This is a genomic window from Cellulomonas sp. PhB150, from assembly GCF_003755175.1.
In the GTDB taxonomy this organism is placed as follows: domain Bacteria; phylum Actinomycetota; class Actinomycetes; order Actinomycetales; family Cellulomonadaceae; genus Cellulomonas.
Genome location: NZ_RKHX01000001.1, coordinates 462,239 through 486,289 on the forward strand (window position 1 = coordinate 462,239; position 24,051 = coordinate 486,289).

The 24,051-nt window shown below is 73.6% G+C and carries 24 protein-coding genes, 1 pseudogene and 1 riboswitch; of the genes and pseudogenes, 18 read left to right on the top strand and 7 right to left on the bottom strand.

The window, feature by feature from the left end:
• Nucleotides 1-11 precede the first annotated feature (11 nt).
• From EDF34_RS02225 to EDF34_RS02235, 3 genes are all read left to right on the top strand, one after another.
• Complete coding sequence (locus EDF34_RS02225) at nucleotides 12-347, top strand: UBP-type zinc finger domain-containing protein (RefSeq protein WP_123369735.1); 336 nt, start codon at nucleotides 12-14, stop codon at nucleotides 345-347.
• A 228-nt stretch (nucleotides 348-575) separates the two neighbouring features.
• Entirely contained in the window at nucleotides 576-2,048 is a 1,473-nt protein-coding gene (locus tag EDF34_RS02230) for an SDR family oxidoreductase (protein WP_199737603.1), read from the top strand.
• 159 nt (nucleotides 2,049-2,207) lie between these two features.
• Nucleotides 2,208-3,215 (top strand): hypothetical protein, encoded by a 1,008-nt coding sequence (locus EDF34_RS02235; RefSeq protein ID WP_148076558.1) that lies wholly within the window; start codon nucleotides 2,208-2,210, stop codon nucleotides 3,213-3,215.
• 16 nt (nucleotides 3,216-3,231) lie between these two features.
• Here the strand turns inward: EDF34_RS02235 and EDF34_RS02240 are convergent, their stop codons facing one another.
• From EDF34_RS02240 to EDF34_RS02255, 4 genes are read right to left on the bottom strand one after another with little or no spacing between them, the layout of a single operon-like run.
• A complete protein-coding gene (locus EDF34_RS02240; RefSeq protein WP_123369737.1) occupies nucleotides 3,232-3,741 on the bottom strand; it encodes a DUF664 domain-containing protein in 510 nt (169 codons plus the stop codon).
• Between the two features lie 3 nt (nucleotides 3,742-3,744).
• Nucleotides 3,745-4,221: a hypothetical protein gene (locus EDF34_RS02245; protein WP_123369738.1), complete on the bottom strand. Its 477-nt coding sequence runs from the start codon at nucleotides 4,219-4,221 to the stop codon at nucleotides 3,745-3,747.
• Between the two features lie 46 nt (nucleotides 4,222-4,267).
• Nucleotides 4,268-5,059, bottom strand: coding sequence for a transglutaminase family protein (locus EDF34_RS02250; protein ID WP_123369739.1), 792 nt, complete (start codon nucleotides 5,057-5,059; stop codon nucleotides 4,268-4,270).
• Between the two features lie 46 nt (nucleotides 5,060-5,105).
• Nucleotides 5,106-5,603, bottom strand: a complete 498-nt coding sequence (locus EDF34_RS02255) for a MarR family winged helix-turn-helix transcriptional regulator (RefSeq protein WP_123369740.1) — start codon at nucleotides 5,601-5,603, stop codon at nucleotides 5,106-5,108.
• Nucleotides 5,604-5,673: 70 nt separating this feature from the next.
• Between EDF34_RS02255 and idi the strand changes: the two genes are divergently transcribed.
• The 11 genes and pseudogenes from idi (at nucleotide 5,674) to EDF34_RS02305 (ending at nucleotide 13,255) form a co-directional block, all read left to right on the top strand.
• Nucleotides 5,674-6,258 carry an isopentenyl-diphosphate Delta-isomerase gene (gene idi, locus EDF34_RS02260; RefSeq protein WP_123369741.1) on the top strand — a complete coding sequence of 195 codons (585 nt, stop codon included), beginning with the start codon at nucleotides 5,674-5,676 and terminating at the stop codon, nucleotides 6,256-6,258.
• Nucleotide 6,259: 1 nt separating this feature from the next.
• Entirely contained in the window at nucleotides 6,260-7,267 is a 1,008-nt protein-coding gene (locus EDF34_RS02265) for a polyprenyl synthetase family protein (protein WP_123369742.1), read from the top strand.
• A complete protein-coding gene (locus EDF34_RS02270) occupies nucleotides 7,264-8,142 on the top strand; it encodes a squalene/phytoene synthase family protein (RefSeq protein ID WP_123369743.1) in 879 nt (292 codons plus the stop codon). The genes EDF34_RS02265 and EDF34_RS02270 overlap by 4 nt, the downstream gene beginning before the upstream one ends.
• Complete coding sequence (gene crtI / locus EDF34_RS02275) at nucleotides 8,139-9,707, top strand: phytoene desaturase family protein (RefSeq protein ID WP_123369744.1); 1,569 nt, start codon at nucleotides 8,139-8,141, stop codon at nucleotides 9,705-9,707. Before EDF34_RS02270 ends, crtI begins: the two co-directional genes overlap by 4 nt.
• On the top strand, nucleotides 9,704-10,027 hold the full coding sequence (locus EDF34_RS02280) for a lycopene cyclase domain-containing protein (RefSeq protein WP_123369745.1): 324 nt from the start codon (nucleotides 9,704-9,706) through the stop codon (nucleotides 10,025-10,027). Before crtI ends, EDF34_RS02280 begins: the two co-directional genes overlap by 4 nt.
• A complete protein-coding gene (locus EDF34_RS02285; RefSeq protein WP_123369746.1) occupies nucleotides 10,024-10,362 on the top strand; it encodes a lycopene cyclase domain-containing protein in 339 nt (112 codons plus the stop codon). Before EDF34_RS02280 ends, EDF34_RS02285 begins: the two co-directional genes overlap by 4 nt.
• Complete coding sequence (locus tag EDF34_RS02290) at nucleotides 10,352-11,239, top strand: prenyltransferase (RefSeq protein ID WP_233575138.1); 888 nt, start codon at nucleotides 10,352-10,354, stop codon at nucleotides 11,237-11,239. Before EDF34_RS02285 ends, EDF34_RS02290 begins: the two co-directional genes overlap by 11 nt.
• Before the next feature lie 70 nt (nucleotides 11,240-11,309).
• Nucleotides 11,310-11,418, top strand: a riboswitch (SAM riboswitch).
• 9 nt (nucleotides 11,419-11,427) lie between these two features.
• Nucleotides 11,428-11,622: pseudogene (locus tag EDF34_RS17770) on the top strand (NAD(P)H-dependent oxidoreductase); the annotation flags it as partial.
• A 104-nt stretch (nucleotides 11,623-11,726) separates the two neighbouring features.
• The gene (locus tag EDF34_RS17775; RefSeq protein ID WP_233575139.1) at nucleotides 11,727-11,942 is read left to right on the top strand and encodes a hypothetical protein; all 216 of its coding nucleotides are present in this window, start codon (nucleotides 11,727-11,729) and stop codon (nucleotides 11,940-11,942) included.
• Between the two features lie 32 nt (nucleotides 11,943-11,974).
• Entirely contained in the window at nucleotides 11,975-12,478 is a 504-nt protein-coding gene (locus EDF34_RS17780; RefSeq protein WP_370450017.1) for a flavin reductase family protein, read from the top strand.
• A gap of 66 nt (nucleotides 12,479-12,544) precedes the next feature.
• Nucleotides 12,545-13,255 carry a potassium channel family protein gene (locus EDF34_RS02305; RefSeq protein ID WP_123369749.1) on the top strand — a complete coding sequence of 237 codons (711 nt, stop codon included), beginning with the start codon at nucleotides 12,545-12,547 and terminating at the stop codon, nucleotides 13,253-13,255.
• Here EDF34_RS02305 and EDF34_RS02310 read toward each other — a convergent pair.
• Nucleotides 13,218-13,781, bottom strand: coding sequence for an HdeD family acid-resistance protein (locus tag EDF34_RS02310; RefSeq protein ID WP_233575140.1), 564 nt, complete (start codon nucleotides 13,779-13,781; stop codon nucleotides 13,218-13,220). The genes EDF34_RS02305 and EDF34_RS02310 overlap by 38 nt on opposite strands.
• An 84-nt stretch (nucleotides 13,782-13,865) precedes the next feature.
• Here EDF34_RS02310 and EDF34_RS02315 point away from each other — a divergent pair, with 84 nt between their 5' ends.
• On the top strand, nucleotides 13,866-14,993 hold the full coding sequence (locus EDF34_RS02315) for a glutamate--cysteine ligase (RefSeq protein ID WP_370450018.1): 1,128 nt from the start codon (nucleotides 13,866-13,868) through the stop codon (nucleotides 14,991-14,993).
• A gap of 22 nt (nucleotides 14,994-15,015) precedes the next feature.
• Here the strand turns inward: EDF34_RS02315 and EDF34_RS02320 are convergent, their stop codons facing one another.
• A complete protein-coding gene (locus tag EDF34_RS02320; RefSeq protein WP_123370620.1) occupies nucleotides 15,016-16,245 on the bottom strand; it encodes an NAD(P)/FAD-dependent oxidoreductase in 1,230 nt (409 codons plus the stop codon).
• A gap of 157 nt (nucleotides 16,246-16,402) precedes the next feature.
• Here EDF34_RS02320 and glgX point away from each other — a divergent pair, with 157 nt between their 5' ends.
• The 3 genes from glgX to treZ are packed head-to-tail and all read left to right on the top strand — an operon-like array spanning nucleotide 16,403 to nucleotide 22,931.
• Nucleotides 16,403-18,667, top strand: coding sequence for a glycogen debranching protein GlgX (gene glgX, locus EDF34_RS02325; RefSeq protein ID WP_123369751.1), 2,265 nt, complete (start codon nucleotides 16,403-16,405; stop codon nucleotides 18,665-18,667).
• On the top strand, nucleotides 18,664-21,174 hold the full coding sequence (gene treY / locus EDF34_RS02330; protein ID WP_123369752.1) for a malto-oligosyltrehalose synthase: 2,511 nt from the start codon (nucleotides 18,664-18,666) through the stop codon (nucleotides 21,172-21,174). The genes glgX and treY overlap by 4 nt, the downstream gene beginning before the upstream one ends.
• On the top strand, nucleotides 21,171-22,931 hold the full coding sequence (treZ, locus tag EDF34_RS02335; protein WP_123369753.1) for a malto-oligosyltrehalose trehalohydrolase: 1,761 nt from the start codon (nucleotides 21,171-21,173) through the stop codon (nucleotides 22,929-22,931). The genes treY and treZ overlap by 4 nt, the downstream gene beginning before the upstream one ends.
• A 17-nt stretch (nucleotides 22,932-22,948) precedes the next feature.
• On the opposite strand, the gene zapE is transcribed toward treZ, so the two are convergent.
• Nucleotides 22,949-23,998: a cell division protein ZapE gene (gene zapE, locus EDF34_RS02340; RefSeq protein ID WP_370450019.1), complete on the bottom strand. Its 1,050-nt coding sequence runs from the start codon at nucleotides 23,996-23,998 to the stop codon at nucleotides 22,949-22,951.
• Nucleotides 23,999-24,051 lie beyond the last annotated feature (53 nt).

Here is a 24,051-nt window from a genome sequence, read left to right on the forward strand (position 1 = left end):
ACCGTCGCGCCATGAGCATCGACCCCAGCGCCCCTCCGAGCGGCACCGGCTGCCTCGAGTGCGAGAAGGACGGCGGATGGTGGTTCCACCTGCGGCGCTGCGGCGAGTGCGGCCACGTCGGCTGCTGCGACTCGAGCCCGTCGCAGCACGCGACCGCGCACTGGCGCGAGACGGGCCACGCGCTCATGCGGTCGTTCGAGCCGGGCGAGGACTGGTGGTGGGACTTCGACGCCTCCGCCTCCGCCACAGGACCGGAGCTCGCCGAGCCGCAGCACCGGCCACTCGACCAGTCCGCGCCGGGGCCGGTCGATCGGGTCCCCGACAACTGGCAGAGCCTGCTGCACTGAGACCGCCACGACCGACCCCGTCTGCTTCGAGCGACGCCGGCGGCCGGCTCGCCCGCTCGTCGGCGGGGATCATGACGCGTGGTCACCGCCACAGGTGAGGGCCGTCACGGCACGCCGAGCGGCGGTCCGGGCATGGGACCATGGGTGGTTGCCGCGTGATCCCGCGGCCCCGGCTATCGCGCTCCTCGGCTCGTCGGCCACCCCCGGACGACCTCAGTAGGCGGAACCATGACTGCACCCACCCTCACCGATCCCGCGATCGACGGCGTCAGCGACGACGAGCTCGCGGTCTTCCTGCGGGTCTGCGCGACGATCAGCACCCTCCCGTCCGACCACCCGCAGCTCGCGGTCGCCCGTCGGGCGACGAGTGCGCTGTTCAAGGCCGCCAAGAAGCAGCGCCGCGCCGAGAAGCGCGACGCGATCAGCACCGCCGACGCCGCCGTCGTCGCGGCGACCGCGACCGGCAGCCCGGGCCGCATCGACGACGAGACGCGGGGCATCCCGTTGGTCTCGAGCGCCCGCGGCGCGACGGCCGGCACCCTCCTGCGCGCACGCCCGTGCTACATCTGCAAGGAGGCCTACACCCAGGTCGACGCCTTCTACCACCAGCTGTGCCCCACCTGCGCGGAGCTCAACCACGCCAAGCGCGACGCCCGCACGGACCTGACGGGTCGCAGCGCGCTGCTCACGGGCGGCCGGGCGAAGATCGGCATGTACATCGCCCTGCGGCTGCTGCGTGACGGCGCCCGGACGACGATCACCACGCGGTTCCCGCGCGACGCGGCGCGCAGGTTCGCGGCGATGGACGACAGCGCCGACTGGCTCGACCGCCTGACCATCGTCGGGATCGACCTGCGCGACCCCGCCCAGGTCGTCGCCCTCGCCGACGACGTGGCCGCCCGCGGCCCGCTCGACATCCTCATCAACAACGCCGCGCAGACGGTGCGCCGCTCCCCCGGCTCCTACAGCCGGCTGGTCGACGCCGAGCTCGAGCCCCTGCCCGACGGCCCGCTGCCCGAGCTCGTCACGTTCGGCCGCACGAGCGCCGCGCACCCGCAGCAGCTCGCCGGTGCGGTCACCGAGCTGACCAGCCCGCTGCTGCCGCTGGCTCGCCAGGCGGGCGTCGCGGAGCTCGCGCTCACGGCCGAGGCGGCTTCGCTCGAGCGCCTGCTCGCCGGTACCGGCATCGACGCCGGGGGGCTCGTGCCCGACGAGGTCGACACGAACAGCTGGGTCGCGACGGTCGACCAGGTGGACCCGATGGAGCTTCTCGAGGTCCAGCTGTGCAACCAGACCGCTCCCTTCATCCTCGTGAGCCGGCTGCGTCCCGTCATGCGCCAGAGCGGGGACAAGCACTCCTACGTCGTCAACGTCTCCGCCATGGAGGGCGTGTTCTCGCGCGGGTACAAGGGCCCCGGCCACCCGCACACGAACATGTCGAAGGCCGCCCTCAACATGCTCACCCGCACGAGCGCCACGGAGCTGGCCGAGGACAACATCCTCATGACGAGCGTCGACACCGGCTGGATCACCGACGAGCGCCCGCACACGACCAAGGTGCGGCTCGCCGAGGAGGGCTTCCACGCTCCCCTGGACCTGGTCGACGGCGCCGCCCGCGTGTACGACCCGATCGTGCGCGGCGAGGCCGGCGAGCCCCTGTTCGGCTGCTTCCTCAAGGACTACGTCCGCTCCGGTTGGTGAGGCCCGCGGGCGGTCCGTCGCATTCGCCCGAGACCGGCCACCCGTTCGGCCCAACGGTCAGGCGAACGTCACCCGGTGGAGGTTCCGGCGGGACCGCCGAACGCCGTAGCGTCGGTGTCCAGCAGCGCCGAGCTGCAGGTGAGGACCGAGGAGACGGACGTGAGTGCAGCGGGGAGGGACCCGCAGTGGCGTGAGGCGGAGCGCTTCGCCGAGCGGCACGCCCGCATGGTCCTGGCCCTCGTCGACGTCCGGGTGACGCCCGACGACGGCAGCACGGTGGACCTCCTGGGCGACGACTTCGCCGCCATGGTCGACCGCAGCCGCGCACCGGTCGACACGACCCCGCTGGAGCGCCTGCGCATCTCCGCGGGCGCCCGCACCGCCGCCTTCTACTCCCGCTCCGGGTACGCCAAGACGGCGCTGCTGTGGGCCGACCGGCACGCGGTCGCGCTGTTCGCCTACACCGACGACGGCTACGCCGCGCCGGTCAACCAGGCGGCACGCGACCTGATGGAGCGCGCGCACGCGGACAGCGAGCGCAAGGTGCTCACCGAGATCGCCCAGGTCTCGCGCCACGCGAACGAGCTGCGGGCGCAGCTCGAGGCGCGCGAGCGGGAGGCCTACCTCGCGGTGCTCCGCGAGAACGAGAAGGCCCGGGCCGCGGAGGCGGCGCGCCGGGTCGCGCGCGAGCGGTCGGAGTCGGTCCTCGGCCGGACCGTCGCGCTGCTCCTGCAGGTCCAGCTCGACTCGCGCGCGCTGAACGGGACCGTCAAGACGCTCGCGGAGTCGTCGGTGGCCGACGCCGTCGCCGACGCGGCCGGTCGCCTGACGATGTTCGAGCGGCCCGCGGCACTGGCCCGTGTGCGGCAGGAGTTCCTCGAGGTAGCCGCCATGTTGGACGTCATCACGCCGCCGTCCGGTCGGCACGCGTCGAGCTACCGCGCCGCACGTCGTGCGGTGGACGACGGGCTCGACGCGCTCGACGAGGCCGGCGGTGAGCACGTCTCTGGGCACGTCGCCCCCGACGTCGTGGCCCGCGAGCTGCGCCGCGCGGCACGCTCCTGGCAGATCGTGGTCGCCGAGGTGGTACGGGCGGCCCCGCCGCTGACGCCGACGGTGCCCACGCAACGTGTGCCGCAGCACCGCGCGGAGACGCTCACGTTCTGAGCCGGGTGCGCCGGTCCTACCGCGCGCGCTCCGCGAGCCCGCGGACGTAGGCGGCCTGCCCCACGTGCTGCAGGTCGTCGGCGAGGATGCTCACCAGCCGGGCACCGAGCGTGACCGGCGGGTCCCAGTGGGTGTCGACCACACGGTCAAGGTCGTCGGCGGTGAGCGTCGCGAGGTACGCGCCCGTCGCGGCCGTCACGGCGTCGAGATACCCCAGCAGCAGGTCGGACGGCACCCGGACGGCGGCGACGTCGTCCGCGTCCTGGCCGTAACCGCTGGCGGACTCGTCGAACGGGAGGTCGAACCGGCCGGCCCAGCCGTCCGCGGTCCAGACCTCCTCGGTCCCGATGAGCGGCGCCAGCTGCGCGTCCTGGACGCGGGCGATGTGCCACGTCAGCCACGCGATGGTGTTGGCCCGAGGATCGGCCCGCCAGGTCAGCGTCGCGTCGTCGAGCCCCTCGACGACGCGTCGGACGGTCGGGCCGATGCGGTCGAACGACTCCACGAGGAGATCGCGGACGTCCATGGATCAGCCCTCCCCACGAGGCGCGGAGCGGATGAGCCGCGTGCTCGTCGCGAGCACCAGGCCGTCCTCCAGCAGCGCCGCTCGGGTGTCCGGCCGCACCCACGACGGCCCCTCCTCAGCGGCCCAGCGTCGCCACGTCGCGCCGGCGAACGAGCCGACGTAGGCGCCCCCGGCGCCGGCCGGGATCGCGAGGAGGACCGACGGCACCGACCGGTGCTCGGCCAGCGCCAGGCCCGCTCCCCCGACCGCGCCGGCGACGATCCGGGCGAGCAGCACCGGTCGGTCCAGCCGGCTGGGCGTCGTCGGGAGCTTGTCGCCGACGAGCTCGCCGAGGACGGCGAGCCGGCCGACGGTCCGGAGCGCGACGGCGGCGAACCCGTGCCGGTCCCGGGTGGCCACGGCGACGGGCACGGTGATCGCGACCGACGAGCGGCCGCCCGCCGCGAGACCGAGGGCGAACGAGCGAGTGAGAGATCCCATAGGGCGTGTGTACCTCCTGCGGGCGCGCCCGGCACCTCGGGGCCGGTCAGCCGATGCGGGCGAGCCGGAACATGTCGTCGTCGGGCAGGAAGTCCACGACGGCGCCGACCTCGACGTTCACCAGCTCCGCGAAGCCGCCGTACACGCTGAGGAACGCGGTGTCCGAGGCGTCGCGCCCGGTCGAGATCCGCACGAGCGTGCCCCGCGGCGCGAGGGTCGTCGCGTCGACCACGTGCCAGGCACCCTCGACCCACGCCTCGGCGACCGCATGGAAGTCCATCGGGTCGAGGCCGGGCGCGTACACGGCCACGAGCCGCGCGGGCACGTCGAGCGCCCGGAGCAGCGCGACGACCAGGTGCGCGTAGTCCCGGCAGACGCCCTGCCGCGCGAGCAGCGTCCGCACCGCGCCGTCGGTGGGCAGCGACGACCCCGGGACGTAGGCGAGCCGGGTACCCACCCAGGAAGCCACGGCACCGAGCAGCTCGGACCCGGACAGCCCCGCGAACTCGGCGCGCGCGGTGGGGCTCAGCGAGTCGGACTCGCAGTACCGGCTCGGGCGCAGCAGGCGCAGCCGGTCGGCCTCGTCGTCGTCGTCGTCGGCCGGGTGGTGCCCGAGCACCCGCGCGTCGTACTGCACGAAGAGCCGCCCGGGCTGGGCGTCGACGACGTGCAGCCGGGCGCCATGGTCACCCGCGAGCTCGCGCGGCTGCACGGGGACGCCGTCGGAGGTGATGGACAGGGTCTCGGCGGCCCGCGGGTCGCTGACCGCGATGGACAGGACGAGGGTGGCGGGGCTCGAGACGTCGAGCTCGAGGCGGGAGAAGACGTCGCGCTGCATGCGGGTGATTGTGCAGGTCGCGCGCGGCGGGCGCGCGCTGGACGGCTCAGGCCGGCGTGAGCGGCTCGGAGCCCTTCTCGGAGTCGAGGTGCTCGGACATCGCGTCGAGGAACTCCTTGAGCGCGGGGCGGGCGTCGTCGGGCACCGCGGCGGCGATCGCCGCCATCGCCTGGTGCATCCGGCCCAGCCGCGCGTGGACCTCGGCGTGCGCGTGCGGCGTGCTCGTGACGACCAGGGACCGCCGGTCCGCGGGGTTGGTCGAACGCACCAGGTGGCCCGAGGCCGTGAGCCGGTCCAGCAGCTTGGTGGTCGAGGCCGTCGAGATCGCGAGGTAGGCGGCGATGTCACGGGGGTGCGCGTGCCCGCCGCGGGACTCGGTCGCGATGACGTACTGCAGCGCCTGCATGTCGGTCACGTTCATGGCCATCCCGGCGCTGACGCGGCGACGCATCTCGGCATCCGCGCGGCGGAAGCGGCGCACGGACTCCAGCAGCTCGGCGATCGACGGATCGTCGGCGTACCAGAAGTGCGGCGCGTCGGTCATGGTTGGATACTAGCCACAGAAACTACTAGCCTGGCTAGCGATACCGACCAGCACGCGAGGAGACCACTCGATGCGGACACCCCCCGACGACCTCGTGGTCCTGCTCGACGAGGACGGCCGCCCCGCGGGCGTCGCCCCGCGCGCGACCGTCCACGGCGAGGCCACTCCCCTGCACCTGGCCTTCTCGTGCTACCTGTTCGACGCCGACGGCCGCGTGCTGGTGACCCGCCGCGCGCTGTCCAAGCGAACCTGGCCGGGCGTCTGGACGAACGCGTTCTGCGGCCACCCCCGCCCGGGCGAGACGATGCAGGACGCGATCCGCCGGCACGCCCGCCACGAGCTGGGCATCGCGGTGGACGCGCTCGAGGTGCTCCTGCCCGACTTCCGCTACACCGCCACGGACGCCGACGGCGTCGTGGAGAACGAGGTCTGCCCGGTCTGGTTCGCGACGACCACCGACGAGGTGACGCCGAACCCGGACGAGGCGATGGACCTCGCGTGGATCAGCACCGCGGACCTGGGCCGCGCCACCTCGGCGGCCCCGTGGGCCTTCAGCCCGTGGATGGTGTCCCAGGTCGCCCAGCTCGCCGACCTCGTCCCCGGGACCGGGACCGGGACCTCGGGTGCGCCCGACGACGTCGCCCTGGTCGGCTGACATGGACGAGTTCTTCGACACGGCCGACGAGCACGCACGGTCGCTCGGCGCCGAGTACACCGCCCTGTGGTCCGCGATGCGCGTCGCGAGCGTCGGCGGCCGGCGCGTCCGCCCGGGCCTCGTGACCAACGCCTACCGCGCTTTCGGCGGCACGGACGACGACCTCGCGACCCGCGCCGGCGACGCGATCGAGCTGCTCCACACGGCGTTCGTCATCCACGACGACGTCATCGACCACGACCTGCGCCGCCGCGGCCGGCCGAACGTCAACGGCGAGTTCCTCGCCCGCGCCCAGACCGCCGGCGCCGCGCCCGAGGCGGCCGTCGGGTACGGCCAGGCCGCGGGCATCCTCGCGGGCGACCTCGCGCTCGTCGGCGCCTTCACGGCACTCGCGACGATCCCGACCGACGACTCCACGCGCGGGCGCCTCATGTCACTCGTGCACGACGCGGTGCGGGTGACCGCCGCGGGCGAGCTCGAGGACGTCCACCTCGGCCTCGGCACGCGGACGGCGACCATCGCCGAGGCCGTCGCGGTGGCCGAGCACAAGACCGCCGCCTACTCGTTCGCACTCCCGCTGCAGGCCGGCGCGCTGCTGGCCGGCGCGAGCGACGACGAGCTCGCGCGGCTGGCGGACCTGGGCCGCCAGCTCGGCATCGCCTTCCAGCTGTGCGACGACCTGCTCGGAGTCTTCGGCGACGAGTCCGTGACGGGCAAGAGCACGATGTCCGACCTGCGCGAGGGCAAGATGACCGCGCTGGTCGCCTACGCGGCGCAGACGCCCGCGTGGCCGTCGATCGAGCCGCACCTGGGCGACGTCTCGCTGACGCCCGCGGGCGCCGCCACGCTCCGTGCCCGGCTCGAGGCCTGCGGGGCGCGGACCTACGTCGAGGGACTCGTCGACGAGCACCTCCGCGCGGCGCGGGACCTGGCGCATACGGTGGGTCTCGAGGCGGTCGTCGACCGCGTCACCGCGCTGGCGGCGAGCGACCCGGGGAGGGCGGCATGAGGACGGGCACACGGCACGACGCGCCGAGCCTCTACGACTCGGCCGCCGACCACGCCACGGCCCAGATCGTCGAGGACTACTCGACGTCGTTCAGCCGGGCGTGCCGCCTGCTCGCCGAGCCCGTGCGGACCCACGTGCGCAGCATCTACGGCCTGGTGCGCCTGGCCGACGAGATCGTCGACGCCGAGAGCCTCGACCTCACGCCCGCCGAGCGCGCGACGCAGCTGAGCGACCTCGAGGCGGAGACTGCGCACGCCATGGCCCGCGGGTTCTCGACGAACCTCGTCGTGCACTCCTTCGCGCGCACCACCCGGGCGTGCGGCATCGACGCGACCCTCGTCACGCCGTTCTTCGCCTCGATGCGCACGGACCTGGAGCGCTCGGAGCACGACGCGGGCTCGCTCGACACGTACGTCTACGGCTCGGCCGAGGTCGTCGGGCTCATGTGCCTGCGCGCGTTCCTCGCCGATGAGGACCCGGCGACGCGCGACGCCCGCTACACCGAGCTCCTGCCCGGGGCCCGGCGCCTCGGAGCCGCGTTCCAGAAGGTCAACTTCCTGCGGGACATCGCGGCGGACCACGACACGCTGGGGCGGACGTACTTCCCCGGTGTCGTCCCCGCCGAGCTCACCGAGGCGCAGCGCGACGTGCTGCTCGACGACATCGACGCCGACCTCGCCGCCGCCGCCCTGGCGATCGCCGAGCTGCCCGCCTCCTCGCGACGCGCCGTGCGGTGCGCGCACGACCTGTTCGCCGCGCTCAGCCACCGGCTGCGCGCCACCCCCGCGGCGGAGATCGGCACCCGCCGGATCCGCGTGAGCACGCCGGCCAAGGCGCGGATCGTGCTGCGCGCGATGCTGACGGGCGCGCGGTGAGCGTTCCCGCGCGTCGGGCGGTCGTCATCGGGGCGGGGATCGCCGGCCTCGCGACCGCGGCGTTGCTCGCGCGCGACGGGTACGACGTCGAGGTCCTCGAGCAGCGCGACGAGGTCGGTGGCCGCGCCGGGACGTGGCGCGCGGACGGCTTCACCTTCGACACCGGCCCGTCCTGGTACCTCATGCCCGAGGTCTTCGACCACTTCTTCGCGCTGTTCGGCACCTCGGCGCAGGCGGAGCTCGACCTCGTCACGCTGGATCCCGCCTACCGGGTGTTCTTCGACGACGAGGCTCCGCTCGACCTGACCACGGGGCGCGCGCCCGAGCAGTTCGAGGCGATCGAGCCCGGCGCCGGCGCTCGCCTCGAGGAGTACCTGGAGTCTGCCCGCGAGGCGTACGACCTCTCGCTCGAGGAGTTCCTCTACACGACCTTCTCGTCGCCGACCCGGCTCGCCACCGGCTCGGTGGTCCGTCGCGCCCCGCGCCTCGCCCGGCTGCTGACGACGTCGCTCGAGAAGCACGTCGCGCGCCGGTTCACGGACCGGCGGCTGCGCCAGGTCCTGGGCTACCCCGCCGTGTTCCTGGGCACGTCCCCCGAGCGCGCGCCGAGCCTCTACCACCTGATGAGCCACTGCGACCTGACCGACGGCGTGCGCTACCCCCTCCGCGGGTTCGGCACCCTCATCGACGCGATCCGCCGCGTAGCCGAGGGCGCCGGGGTCCGCATCCGCACAGGCGTGCGCGTGACCGGCCTCGAGGTCGACGACGCGCGCGCGGTCCGCGGGGTCACGTGCGCGGACGGCGCCGGCGTCGCGAGCACGGTCGCGGCGGACGTCGTCGTCGGCGCGGGCGACCTGCACGACCTCGAGACGAACCTGCTGCCGACCCACCTGCAGACGTTCCCGGAGCGCTGGTGGCAGTCACGCGACCCCGGCCCGGGGGCGGTGCTCGTGTACCTGGGGATCCGCGGACGGCTGCCGCAGCTTGCCCACCACTCGCTGTTCTTCTCCGCAGACTGGCACGCGAACTTCGACGCGGTCTTCGGTGCGGACCGGCACGTGCCGACCGATGCGTCGATGTACGTGTGCACGCCGTCGCGGACCGACCCGTCGGTGGCACCGGAGGGGATGGAGAACGTGTTCGTCCTGGTCCCGGTGCCCGCCGACGTCACGATCGGGGCCGGCGGCATCGACGGTGCCGGTGACGAGCTCGTCGAGCGGGCCGCCGACGCGGCGATCGCCCGCATCGCGGAGTGGGCCGGGGTCCCGGACCTCGCCGAACGGGTGGTCCTGCGGCGGACGGTCGGCCCGGCCGACTTCGCGCGCGAGTACTCGTCGTGGTCCGGTGGGGCGCTCGGGCCCGCGCACACGCTGCGCCAGTCGGCCATGCTCCGCGGCCGCAACGCGTCGACCAAGATCTCCGGGCTGCTCTACGCCGGCGGCTCCACGCTGCCCGGCATCGGGCTGCCGATGTGCCTGATCAGCGCCGAGAACGTCATCAAGCGTCTGCACGACGACCGGTCGTCGGGCCCGCTGCCCGAGCCGGCCCGCAGCGGTGCACGATGACGGGGGCCTACCTGGCCGCGGAGCTGGTCTCGCTCGCGTGCATCGTGGCGGTCGACGCGCGCTTCCGCCTGTTCTTCTGGGCCGACGCACGGCGCGCGACCGTGGTCCTGGTGAGCGGGATCGTGCTGTTCCTCGTCTGGGACGTCGTCGCGATCGCCGCGGGCTTCTACGGGCGCGGCGAGAGCGACGCGATGCTCGGCATCGAGGTGGCGCCCCACCTGCCCGTGGAGGAGCTGGTGTTCGTCACGTTCCTGTCCTACGTGACGATGGTCGTGCTCGCCCTGGTCCGGCGCGCGCTGCTCGCCCGGGAGGCCCGGTGACGTACCTCGGGCTCGGGCTGGTCTTCGTCGCGGCCTGCCTCGTCGTCGCGGTCGTGACGGGCGTCCGGCGGCGCGAGCCGCACTTCGCCGCGTCGGTCGCGATCACGGCCGCCGTGCTCGTCGCCCTGACGATCGTGTTCGACAGCCTCATGGTCGCCTCCGACCTGTTCCGCTACGACGCGGCCACCCTGGTCGGCGTCCGGATCTGGCTCACGCCCGTCGAGGACCTCGCGTGGCCGGTCGCCGCCGCGCTGCTGCTCCCGTCGGTCTGGGTGCTGCTGGGCCCGGCGCGACGCCCGGCCGACGAGGCGCGGGAGGTCGACCGTGTCGGTTGAGACCCATCCCGTGCGGGCGGGGCTCGCGCAGGTCATCGGCTCGTCGCGGCCCCTGTCCTGGATCAACACGGCATACCCGTTCGCGGCCGCGTTCCTGCTCGCGGGCGGCGACGACGTCGTCGCGCTCGTCGTCGGCACGGTGTACTTCCTGATCCCGTACAACCTGCTGATGTACGGCATCAACGACGTCTTCGACTACGAGTCCGACCTGCGCAACCCGCGCAAGGGCGGCGTCGAGGGCGTCGTGCTCTCCGACCGGTGGCACCGCACCACGCTGTGGGCGGCGGCGCTCAGCAACGTCCCGTTCCTCGTGGCACTCGTGTGGCTCGGCGACGGCTGGTCCGACCTCGTCCTCGCCATCAGCGTGTTCGCCGTCGTCGCCTACTCCGCACCCGGGCTGCGCTTCAAGGAGCGCCCGGTCCTCGACTCGCTCACGTCCAGCACCCATTTCGTCAGCCCCGCGGTGTTCGGCGTGACGCTCGCGGGCGGGTCGTTCACCGGCCCGGTGCTGGCCGTGCTGGCCGCGTACTTCCTGTGGGGAGCCGCCTCCCAGGCGTTCGGCGCTGTGCAGGACATCACCGCCGACCGCGGCGCCGGGATCGGGTCGATCGCGACCGTCTTCGGTGCGCGCAGGACCGTCCGGCTCGCGATGGTGGGCTACGGCGCCGCCGCGGTGCTCATGCTGGGCGCCGGGTGGCCGGGGAACCTGGCGGCGCTCGTCCCGGTCGCCTACCTGGTCTCCGTCGCCCCGTTCCGCGACCTCACCGACGCGCGGTGCGAGGACGCGAACCGCGGCTGGCGCCGCTTCCTGTGGCTGAACCTCGTCATGGGTTTCCTGGTCACCCAGCTGCTGATCGTCATGGCACTCACGTCCTGACGTCCACCGACTGAGACTTTCCTCCCCACCCACGGGAATCCCGCGGGGAGGTTGTTATACCTCCGCCCAAGGTCACGAGCACCAGTGCCAAGCCCCGGCTCGCTGGTCAGCAACCCCCCTCACCGGGGTGCTCCGGGAGATGACCTGGCCCCGTGGACGTCACGGGGCAAGCGTGAGAGGAGAACGTCGTGCCACACCAGGTCATCGCCTTGTCGGGCAACCCGCGCGCCGGTTCGCGCACCGCGGGCGCCGCCACGCGCGTCGCGGAGCGGCTCGCGTCGGACCCTGCGGACGTCCGCACCGTCGACCTCGCGCAGCTGGCGAGCGAGGTCTTCGCGCCCGAGCGCGCGGCGGTCGACGAGGCGCTCGCCGCCGTGCAGGGCGCCCGGCTCGTCGTCGTCGCCACGCCCGTCTACAAGGCCTCCTACACGGGGCTGCTCAGTTCCTCGACCTGTACGGCCCGAACGGGCTCGCCGGCGTCGTCGCGGTGCCCCTCGTGGTGTCCGGCAACCCGGCGCACGCCCTGGCGGGCGAGGTGCACCTGCGCCCGCTACTCGTCGAGCTCGGCGCGATCGTGCCGGCCCGCTCGCTCACGGTCCTGGACTCCCAGCTGGCCGACCTGGACGACGCGGTGGACCGTTGGCTGGCGGGCGGTGCGGCCGATGCGCTCGCCACCGTCCTGGCCGTCGGGGCAAGCCGATGACCGCCGAAGCGTTGCGACCCCTGGAGCGCCTGTTGCACGAGCAGGACGAGGCGCAGCTGACGCCCGACGAGTACAAGGCCGTCTTCCGTCGCCACGCGGCGGGAGTCGCCGTCGTGGCGCTCCGCGACGGCGACCGTCCCGTGGGCTTCACGGCCACCTCGGTCATCTCGGTGTCGGCCGCTCCCCCGATCCTCGCGTTCTCCCTGGCGGCGACCTCGTCGTCGTGGCCGGCGATCTCCCGCGCCCAGACCCTCGCGATCAGCCTGCTGACCTCGAACCAGGGAGACATCTCGGCGCGGTTCGCGACGAGCGGGATTGACAGGTTCGCCGACGGAGGCTGGCGTGCCCTCGACACGGGCGAGCCCGTGATCGAGGACGCCGGCGCGTGGGTGCGCGGCCGCATCCTGCAGCGCGTGCCGGTGGGTGACAGCTACCTCGTGACGATCCGGGCGCTCGAGCACGGCACGAGCGAGTCCGCGGGTCCCCTCGTGTACCTCGACCGCCACTACCACCCGGTCGGGGACTACGAGATCTGATCGCTCCCCGTCCTGGCGCCGCGCCTGATACGTTCGCGCGGCGCCAGGACGACGACCGGAGCAGCCATGGGAACGAGCGAGCAGGTCCGCAGCGGCAGACGACTGCGGGCAGAACCCGACCACTTCGGCATCGTGCTGCTGATGCTGGTCGCCGCCTACGTGCTGTCCGTGCTCAGCAGCTCGAGCCTCGCCCGGGTCGTCGTCGGGGCGCTGTACGTGGGCGCCCTCGTGTACGCGGTGCGCGCGTCCGACCCCGGTCCGCGGCTCCGGCGGGTCCTGTGGGTCGTCGTCGTCGGCGGGGCCGTCGCCATCGTCGCCGCCGCGCTCCTGCTGCACCACGCCGACGCGTCCGGGGTGATCGACTGCGTTTTGGTGCTCGTCCTGCTGAGCGCCCTGATCTGCATGCTGGACCGGATCCTCACCTCGAGAGACGTGACGGCTCGGCTCATCGCCGGAGCCCTGTCGGCCTACCTCATGGTCGGGATGATCTTCGCCAGCATCTTCGGCGTCCTCGCGTGGGTGCAGGGCGACTTCTTCGCGAGCGGCCAGGACCCGGACGCCGCGTCGCTGCAGTACTTCTCGTTCGTCACGCTGACGACGCTCGGCTACGGGGACCTCACCGCGGTGAGCAACGCGGGGCGTGGCCTGGCCGCGCTCGAGGCGCTGATCGGCCAGGTCTTCCTGGCCACGCTCATCGCGCGGCTCGTCGGCTCGTTCCGCCGGCCGACTGCACCAGAGACTAGGCCGGTGCCCCCGGAGGAGTCGGACCGGACGTGATCCGCGGGCGGCCGACCGCCAGCAGCGTGAGGCCCTCGACCAGCACCTGCACGCCGAGCAGCACGCCGAGCACGGTGAGCGTCGCCTCGACCGGGAAGACCAGGATCCACGCGCCCAGCAGCACGGACAGCAGGCCGGTCAGGATGAACAGTCCCTTGCCGCGCTCCAACGACGCCGCCGCGACCATCCGCGTGACGCCTCCCGCGACGAAGACCGCCCCGATGAAGACCGTGATCCACAGCGCGCCGCGCACGGGGTGCTGCAGCACCAGGACGCCGAGGCCCGCGAGCGCGATGCCGCCGACCAGGGCCCACCAGAAGCCGCCCGCCCTGACCCGCGTGAACGACCAGACGGCCAGCACGATGCCGGCGACGACGGCGGTCCACCCGATCAGGAGGACGGACACCGCGGTCGCGATGATCGTGTCGCCGAGGATGATGAACCCGCCGATGACCATGAGGATGCCGAAGGCGATGTCCCAGCCGCTGCGGCGGCGCTCGATCGTGACGGTGACGTTGTCGCTCATGTGCCGATGATGGCGCATCGCGCCGGTCCGCCCGTTTCGCCGCGCCGGGTCGCGGACGCCGGGCGGGCACCCCACACTGGCGCGATGCGAACCATGGGAGTCGAGGAGGAGTACCTCCTGGTCACGCCGGAGGGCCGCCCGACGGCCGTGGCACCGACCGTGCTGTGGCACGCCGCGCGCGAGGGCGCCGCCGGCCCGGACGGGCCCGACGCGGGCGTCGAGCCCGGCGGCGAGCCCGGCGGCGAGCTCGAGAAGGAGTTCAAGCGCGAGCAGGTCGAGACCTCGACGCACCCGCGGACCGACCTGGGCGAGCTGCTCGACGAGATCCGGGCGGGCCGCGAGCGCACGTCGGCCTTCGCTCGCCTCGCGGGTGCCGAGATCGCGGCGCTGGGCACCGCGCCGCAGGAGGTCGAGTCCACCGTCGTCCCGGACAAGCGCGCCCAGGAGATCCGCGCGCGCTTCGCGATGACCGCCAAGGACCAGCTCACGTGCGGCTGCCACGTGCACGTCGAGGTGGCCGACGACGAGGAGGGCGTGGTCGTCCTCGACCACATGCGCCGCTGGACGCCCGTGCTGCTCGCCCTGTCCGCGAACAGCCCGGCCTGGCAGGGGGGCCACTCCGGCTACGCGAGCTACCGGTCGCAGGTCTGGGGCCGCTGGCCGACGGCCGGTGCCACGGCGCCCTTCGGGGACGCCGCCGGGTACCACCGCGTCATCGAGGACCTGCTCGCCACCGAGACGATCCTCGACGACGGGATGATCTACTTCGACGCCCGCCTCTCGGCGCGCTACCCCACGGTCGAGGTCCGCGTGGCCGACGTCTGCCTCGACGCCGCCGACGCCGCGCTGCAGGCCGCGCTCGTGCGCGGGCTGGCCGAGACGGCGGTCCGCGGTGACGCCGACCTGCCGCAGCCTCGGGCCGAGCTGCTGCGCGCGGCGACGTGGCGGGCGGCGCACTCCGGGTTGTCCGGCGACCTCGTGGGGCCCACGACGGGCGTGCCGGCTCCCGCGGCGGACGTCGTGGCCGAGCTCCTGTCCCACGTCAGCAAGGCGCTCGCCGACTCCGGTGACCTCGAGTGGGTCCAGCGGCACGTCGCGACCGTGCTGCGCCGCGGCAACGGCGCGATCCAGCAGCAGGCCTGGCGGGCCGAGGGTGCCGACGACGACGAGGTGGTCCGCCGCGCCGTCGCGAGGACGATCTCCCCGCACTGAGCCGGTCCCCCCGACCGTGGCCTCAGCGGAGGTCGGCGAGCGGGACCGACGGATCGGCGAGCGCGGTGGTGTCGACGACCGCGCGCGAGCGGATGAGGGCCTTGACGTCGTCGACCACGTCCCACACGTTGACGTTCATCCCCGCGAGCACGCGCCCCTCGCGCAGCCAGAAGCCGACGAGCTCGCGACCCTGCGGGTCCCCCCGCACGACGACCTGGTCGTAGCCGCCGGGTCCGACCCAGCCCACGTACTCCATGCCGAGGTCGTACTGGTCGGTGAAGAAGTAGGGCAGCTCGTCGTAGGGCTCGTCGCGCCCGAGGATCGTCGCGGCGGCCGTCGCGGGCTGGTTGAGGGCGTTGGCCCAGTGCTCCACGCGCACGTGCGTCCCGTAGAACGGGTGCGCCGCGCGCGCGATGTCCCCCACGGCCAGCACGCGCGGGTCGGCGGTGCGCAGGTGCGCGTCGACGAGGACGCCGTCGTCGACGGCCAGCCCCGCGTCACGGGCGAGCCCGACGCGCGGCGTGGCGCCGATGCCGACGACGACGAGGTCGGCGGGCACGACCGTGCCGTCGGTGAGCTCGACGCCGCCGACGTGGGCGCCGTCGCCGGACGCCACGACGCGCGCCACCTCGGCAGACGTGCGCAGGTCGACGTCGTGGCCGCGGTGCAGGTCCGCGAAGACCCCCGCGAGCCGCTCGCCCAGCACACCGAGCAGCGGCGCGCGGTCGCGCACGACGACCGTCACCGCGCAGTCGGCCGCCCGGGCGGCCGCGGCGACCTCGAGGCCGATCCAGCCACCGCCGACCACGACGACGCGTGCAGCCGCACCCAGCGCGGCCCGGAGCCGGTCCGAGTCGTCGAGGGTGCGCAGGTAGAGGACCCCGCGCAGGTCGGCGCCGGCGACCTCGAGCCGACGCGGCGCGCTCCCGGTGGCCAGGACCACGTGGTCGTACCCGTGCCGCATGCCCGAGGTGTCGATGACGTCACGGCCGGGCAGGTCCAGGGCGGTCGCCTGCACGCCGAGGCGGACGTCGACGTCGTGCTCGGCGTACCACGCGGCGTCGTGGACGAAGACGGAGGACCGCTCCTCGGTGCCCTGCAGGTAGCCCTTGGACAGCGGCGGACGCTCGTAGGGCAGGTCGGTGCCGAGCTTGAGCAGCAGGATGCCCTCGTCGTGCCCGCCCTCGCGCAGCGCCTCCACGGTCTTGGCCCCCGCGAGACCCCCGCCGACCACCACCACGCGTCCCGCCATCGGTCCGACCTCCCGCCAGGACACCGTGGCCGGCGTCACTCCCCGCAGCGCACCAGGCTGCGGTCCATCGCGCAACCGCACCGACGGTGAGGGGGATCACCCGACGACTCCACCGGCTGGGCGTGCCTCCGAAACACATGGCTGGCACCCTGAGCCCATGTTGATCTGGCCCGGACGCCCCTATCCCCTCGGTGCCACCTACGACGGGAGCGGCACGAACTTCGCGCTGTTCTCCGAGGTGGCCGACCGAGTCGAGCTCTGCCTGATCGCCGAGGACGGCACCGAGACCCGCGTGGACCTGCCCGAGGTGGACGCCTTCGTGTGGCACGGCTACCTGCCCGCTGTGCAGCCCGGCCAGCGCTACGGGTACCGCGTGCACGGCCCGTACGAGCCCGAGCAGGGGCACCGCTGCAACCCGGCGAAGCTGCTGCTGGACCCGTACGCCAAGGCGATCGACGGGCAGATCGACGGCGACCCGTCGCTGTTCTCCTACCAGTTCGACGACAACGACGCCCGCAACGACGACGACTCCGCCGGGCACACGATGTCGTCGGTCGTCATCAACCCGTTCTTCGACTGGGGCCAGGACCGCGCGCCGCAGCACCAGTACCACGACTCCGTCCTCTACGAGGCGCACGTCAAGGGCCTGACCCAGCTGCACCCCGCCGTTCCCGAGGAGCTGCGCGGCACCTACGCCGGCATCGCGCACCCCGCCGTCATCGCGCACCTCAAGGCGCTCGGCGTCACGGCCATCGAGCTCATGCCCGTGCACCAGTTCGTCGACGACACGCACCTGCGCGAGCAGGGCCTGTCGAACTACTGGGGCTACAACACGATCGGCTTCTTCGCCCCGCACAACGCCTACTCCGCCTTCAAGGGGCCGGGGCAGCAGGTGCAGGAGTTCAAGGCGATGGTCAAGGAGCTGCACGCGGCCGACATCGAGGTCATCCTCGACGTGGTCTACAACCACACGGCCGAGGGCAACCACATGGGCCCGACGCTGAGCTTCCGCGGCATCGACAACGCCAACTACTACCGCCTCGTCGACGAAGACCAGGCGCACTACTTCGACACCACGGGCACCGGGAACTCGCTGCTCATGCGCTCGCCCCACGTGCTGCAGCTGATCATGGACTCGCTGCGCTACTGGGTCACCGAGATGCACGTCGACGGCTTCCGGTTCGACCTCGCCGCGACGCTGGCGCGCCAGTTCCACGAGGTCGACCGCCTCTCGGCGTTCTTCGACCTGGTGCACCAGGACCCGATCGTCAGCCAGGTCAAGCTCATCGCCGAGCCGTGGGACATCGGCGACGGCGGCTACCAGGTCGGCGGGTTCCCGCCCCTGTGGTCGGAGTGGAACGGCAAGTACCGCGACACCGTGCGCGACTTCTGGCGCGGCGAGCCCTCGACGCTCGGCGAGTTCGCGAGCCGCCTGTCGGGCTCGTCGGACCTGTACGAGCACACGGGCCGCCGACCGATCGCGAGCGTCAACTTCTTCACCGCGCACGACGGCTTCACGCTGGCGGACCTCGTGAGCTACAACGAGAAGCACAACGAGGCGAACGGCGAGGACAACCGGGACGGCGAGAGCTTCAACCGGTCGTGGAACTGCGGTGCCGAGGGTCCGACGGACGACCCGGAGATCCTCAAGCTGCGCGGCCGCCAGCAGCGCAACTTCATGACCACGCTGCTGCTCTCGCAGGGCATCCCGATGATCGCGCACGGCGACGAGATCGGCCGCACCCAGCAGGGCAACAACAACGTGTACTGCCAGGACAGCGAGCTGTCGTGGATGCACTGGGACCTGGGCGAGTCCGAGACCACGATGCTCGAGTTCACCCGCGAGCTCGTCCGCCTCCGCCGCGACCACCCCGTGTTCCGCCGTCGTCGGTTCTTCGCGGGGTCGCCCGAGCACGGCGGCGAGTCGGACCTCAAGGACATCGCGTGGCTCAACCCCGAGGGCGAGCACATGGAGGACGACGAGTGGCAGAACAGCCAGGCGCGGGCGGTCCAGGTGTTCCTCAACGGTGACGCCATCGCCGAGCCCGACCTGCGCGGCGAGGAGATCACGGACGACTCGTTCCTCGTGCTGTTCAACGGCGCGCCCGACCCGGTGACGTTCACGCTCCCGGACGCCGAGTACGGCCAGACCTGGACCGCGGTGCTCGACACCGACTCCCAGGTGCCCGTCGGCGCGACCGCCCCGGCGAAGAACACGCTGTCGCTCGCCCGCAACTCCGTGGTCGTGCTCACCCGGCCCCCGATCGAGAGCGTCCCCTCGTACGCCTCGGGTGCGGTGGCCGCGGCCGCGCGCGAGTCCGAGCGGGCCGCTAAGCAGAACCGGGAGCACTCCGTGATCGAGGAGGCAGGGCTCGTCAAGCCCAAGCGCAAGCCCCGCGCCCGGCCGACGAAGAACGCATGAGCGAGTCCCGCCCGGTCCCCGCCCGCCGCCTCCCGGCGGCCGGCAAGCCCGTCCCCACCAGCACGTACCGCGTCCAGCTCGGTGCAGACCTGACGTTCGACGACGTCGCCGCGCGCGTTCCGTACCTCGCCTCGCTCGGCGTGACGCACGTGTACCTCTCGCCGATCCTGACCGCCGCGCCGGGGTCGACGCACGGCTACGACGTCGTCGACCACGACGAGGTCTCCCCCGTGCTCGGCGGCATCGCCGGGCTGCGTCGGCTGTCGCAGGCCGCGCGCGCGGAGGGCCTCGGCCTCGTGCTGGACATCGTGCCGAACCACATGGCCGTGCCGACTCCCGTGTGGCACAACCGGCCGCTGTGGTCCGTCATGGCGCAGGGCCCCGAGTCGCCGTACGCGCACTGGTTCGACGTGGACTGGTCGGCGGGCGACGGCGCGCTGCTCGCGCCGGTGCTCGGCGACCGGATCGGGAACGTGCTCGCGCGCGGAGAGCTCACGCGCGACGAGGTCGAGATCCCGGGCCTCGGTCCGACCCCGGTGCTGCGGTACTACGACCACGTGTTCCCCATCCGGCCCGGCACCGAGGCCCTGGGCCTCGCCGAGATGGTCGAGCGGCAGCACTACCGGCTCGCCTACTGGCGCGTGGCCGACGAGGAGCTCAACTACCGGCGCTTCTTCGACGTCGGGACGCTCGTCGCGATCCGCGTCGAGGACCCGGACGTGTTCGACGCGACGCACCGCCTCGTCCTCGAGCTGCTCGCGGACGGCACCCTCGACGGCCTGCGCATCGACCACCCGGACGGCCTCGCCGACCCGGCCGGCTACCTGAGCCGGCTGCGGGAGGCGAGCGACGGCGCCTGGGTCGTCGTCGAGAAGATCCTCGAGGACGCCGAGGAGCTGCCCGCCGACTGGGACACCGCCGGCACCACCGGGTACGAGGCGCTGTGGCGCATCCAGCAGGCGTTCGTGGACCCGGGGGGCGCCGCCGACCTGGCGGGCCTGATGCACCGCGTCACGGGCGACCCCTCGGACGGGTTCTCCGCGATGGCCGAGCAGGCCAAGCGGGAGATCGTCGACGGCCCGCTCTACGCCGAGGTGCACCGCCTGACGTCGCTCGCGGCGGACATCTGCCGCGAGGACCTCCGCCTGCGCGACCACACCTGGCGCTCGCTCGAGGACTGCCTCGTCGAGCTCCTCGTCGCCTTCGACCGCTACCGCGCGTACGTCGTGCCCGGCGAGACCCCCGGCCCCGAGGCGATCGACGTCCTCACGGGAGCCGCGGACCTGGCGCGCGAGCACCTGAGCCCCGAGCGCGGCGAGACGATGGACGTGCTCGTCGACCTGCTCCTCGGCCGCGAGGTCGGCAGCGCGGGCCGGACGCGCGGCCACCGCCGCGACGAGCTCGTGGTGCGCTTCCAGCAGACCTGCGGCGCGGTCATGGCCAAGGGCGTCGAGGACACGACCTTCTACCGCTGGACCCACCTGACGGCGCTGTGCGAGGTCGGCGGGGCGCCCGAGCGGTTCGCCGTGACGCCGACCGAGCTGCTCGCCTGGGCGTCCCGCGCCCAGCACACGGCCCCGTACGGCATGACGACGCTGTCCACGCACGACACCAAGCGCAGCGAGGACACCCGCACGCGGATCGGCGTGCTCAGCGAGCTGCCGCGCGAGTGGTCCACCCTCGTGCACGACCTGCGCCAGGCCTCGGCCCGGTACCGCAGCGGCCTCGTCGACGGCCGCACCGAGTACCTGCTGTGGCAGACGATCGCCGGCACCTGGTGCGGCGACGGACCGATCGAGCACGAACGCCTGACGGCGTACCTCACCAAGGCGATGCGCGAGGCGAAGGACCGCACCACGTGGACGGCGCCCGACGAGGCCTACGAGGCGGCCGTCCTCGACGCCGCCCGCCAGGCGCTCGAGGACCCTGCGGTGCACGAGCTGTTCACCGGCTGGGAGGCACGGACCCGGACCGCGGTGCGCGCTGCCACCCTCGGCACCAAGCTCGTGCAGCTGACCTTGCCGGGCGTCGCCGACGTCTACCAGGGCACCGAGGTGCCGACCGCCGACCTGGTCGACCCCGACAACCGCCGGCCGGTGGACGCCGAGGCCCTCGCCGTGCGCCTGGCGCGGCTCGACGACGGTGCCGGCCCGCGGGACCTGGCCGACGAGAAGCTGCTGGTCACCTCTCGCGCGCTGCGGCTGCGCCGCGACCTGCCCGAGGCCTTCGTCGGCCCCGACGCCGGCTTCCTGCCGCTGGCCCACTCAGCCGGCAACGCGCTGAGCTACGCACGCACGGTCGACGGCGTCCCGCGCGTCGCGGTCGTCGCGACCCGCCTGGGTGCCGCGCTCGACCGGCTCGGCGGCTGGGCGGACCACAGCGTCGCGCTCCCCGAGGGGACGTGGCACGACGTGCTGACCGGCCGCGAGGTCACGGGCGGCGTCGTCGAGGTCGGCGTCCTGCTCGACCGGCTGCCGGTCGCACTGCTGGTGCGGGCCGAGGCATGAGGGCGAGCGTCTGGGCGCCGCGGGCGTCGCGCGTCGACCTCGTGCTCGGTGACGTGACCCGGCCGCTCGCGCCCGGCGAGGACGGGTGGTGGACGGACGCGCTCCCGCTCGAGCACGGTACCGACTACGCGTTCAGCGTCGACGGCGGCCCGGCGCGGCCGGACCCGCGCAGCGCGTGGCAGCCCGAGGGCGTGCACGGACCGAGCCGCGCGTTCGAGCCCGACCGGCACGCGTGGCGCTCCGCGTGGGACGGCCTCGACGTGCGCGGCCGGGTCTTCTACGAGCTGCACGTCGGCACGTTCACCCCGGAGGGCACCCTGGCGGCGGCCGTCGAGCACCTCGACGAGCTCGTCTCGCTCGGCGTGGACGTCGTCGAGCTCATGCCGCTCGCGCCGTTCAACGGGCGGCACGGCTGGGGCTACGACGGCGTCGCGCTCTACGGCGTGCACGAGCCGTACGGCGGCCCGGCGGCGCTGCAGGACTTCGTCGACGAGGCCCACGCGCGCGGACTGGCGGTGTGCCTGGACGTCGTGCACAACCACCTGGGCCCGTCGGGCAACTACCTCGCCGCGTTCGGCCCGTACTTCACCGCGAAGCACCACACACCGTGGGGCGACGCGGTCAACCTGGACGACGAGGGCTCGGTCGAGGTCCGCCGCTGGATCTGCGACTCGGCGCTGCGCTGGTTCACCGACTTCCGGATCGACGCACTGCGGCTCGACGCGGTCCACGAGCTGCGCGACGACTCCCCGCGGCACGTGCTGGCCCAGCTCTCCGACGAGGTCGCGACACTGTCCGACGCGCTCGGACGGCCCATGTCGCTCATCGCGGAGAGCGACCTGAACGACGCGACGAGCCTCGCACCGACGGCCGAGGGCGGCTGGGGCATGACCGGCCAGTGGGCCGACGACGTGCACCACGCGATCCACGCCCTGGTGACCGGCGAGCGGCACGGCTACTACGTGGACTTCGGCACCCCCGAGGTGCTGCGCACCGTGATGCGCGGAGCGTTCCTCCACGACGGTCGCTTCTCCACGTTCCGGGGCCGCGCGTGGGGCGCCCCCGTCCCGCCGGGCACCGACGGCCACCGCTTCGTCGTCTGCGCCCAGAACCACGACCAGGTCGGCAACCGCGGGCTCGGCGACCGCCCGTCCGAGCGCCTGCCCGTCGGGCTGCTCGCGGTGGAGGCCGCCCTGGTGCTCCTGTCGCCCTTCACCCCGCTGCTGTTCATGGGCGAGGAGTGGGGCGCTCGAACGCCCTGGCAGTTCTTCACGGACCACCCCGAGCCCGATCTCGCGGCGTCCGTGCGCGAGGGTCGCACCGCCGAGTTCGGCGGCCACGGCTGGACCGAGGTCTACCACGGCGACGTCGAGGTGCCCGACCCCCAGGCCCCGTCGACGTTCGAGGCCAGCGTGCTCGACCGGTCCGAGCGCGACGACCCCGAGCGGGCCGCGCTGCTCGAGTGGTACCGCGTGCTCGCCGCGCTCCGGCGCGCCGTGCCGGACCTCGCGTCGGGCGACCTGGCCGCGACCGACGTCACGTGGGACGGACCCGACGACGCCGGCGGCCCGTGGGCCGGCGTGCTCGTCCTGCACCGCGGGGCGGCCCGCGTCGTGGCCAACCTGGCCGACCACCCCGCGCGGGTCACGCTGGACGGGGCGCTCGACGTCGCGGCGTCGTCGGCCCCGGTCACGGTCGGACCCGACGGGATCGAGATCGCCGCCCGCTCGGTCGTCGTCCTGGTGGCGCCGGCCTGAGGGGCACCAGTGAGGACTCAGCCGAGCAGGGCCGAGCCGTCCGCGGCGAGCGAGCCCAGGCGGGACAGCGCGCGGTAGTACTTCTTGCGGTAGCCGCCGGCCAGCATCTCGGCCGAGAACAGCTCGCGCTCCCCCGCGCCGCCCAGCAGCACGGGCACGTCGCGGTCGTAGAGGCGGTCCACGAGCACGACGAGGCGCAGGGCCACGTCCTGCGTCGGCACGGCGTGCACGCCGGTCAGCCCGACGAGCCCGACGCCGTCCAGCAGGGCGCCGTACCGGCTCGGGTGGACCGTGGCGAGGTGGTCGAGGAGGGCGGAGAAGTCGTCGAGCGTCGCGTCCGGGCGGGTCGCCGTCGCCGCGACCACGACGTCCTCGGGCAGCCCGTCGGCGTCGGTGACGAGCGAGCGGTGCCGGTAGTCCTCGCCGTCCACGCGCAGGACCTCGAACCGCGACGCGAGCGCCTGGATCTCACGGAGGAAGTCGTCGGCCGCGAACCGCCCCTCGCCCAGCGAGCCCGGCAGCGTGTTCGACGTGGCCGCGAGGGCGACGCCGCGGTCGGCGAGCTCGCGCAGCAGGCGCGACATGAGGACCGTGTCGCCCGGGTCGTCCAGCTCGAACTCGTCGATGCAGACGAGCCTGCGGGTGGCCAGTGCCTCGACGGTCGGCAGGAAGCCGAGCGCGCCGACGAGGTTGGTGTACTCGACGAACGTGCCGTACGCGGCGTCGCCCACGGCGTGCGCGAGCGACGTGAGCAGGTGGGTCTTGCCGACGCCGAACCCGCCGTCGAGGTAGACCGCCACCGGCTCGGCACGACGGCGGAACAGCCCCTTGCCGCCGCCCGCGATCTGGTCCGCGGCCTTGCGCAGCCGGGCGACCGAGGCCGCCTGCGTCGGGAAGCCGGCGTCGGGGACGTAGGAGTCGAACGAGGCGTCGGCGAAGTGCCGCGGGGGGACGAGCTCGGCCAGGAGACGCTCCGTCGGCACGGACGGGCGGCGGCCGACGAGGGCGCCCTGGCGTACCGGTCCGGCAGCGGGGTCCGCGGCCAGGGGCTCGCGCGTGGAAGTCACGATCGACCAGCCTACGTCGGCGCACCGGGCACCCCGGGGCCGTGCGAGCGAGG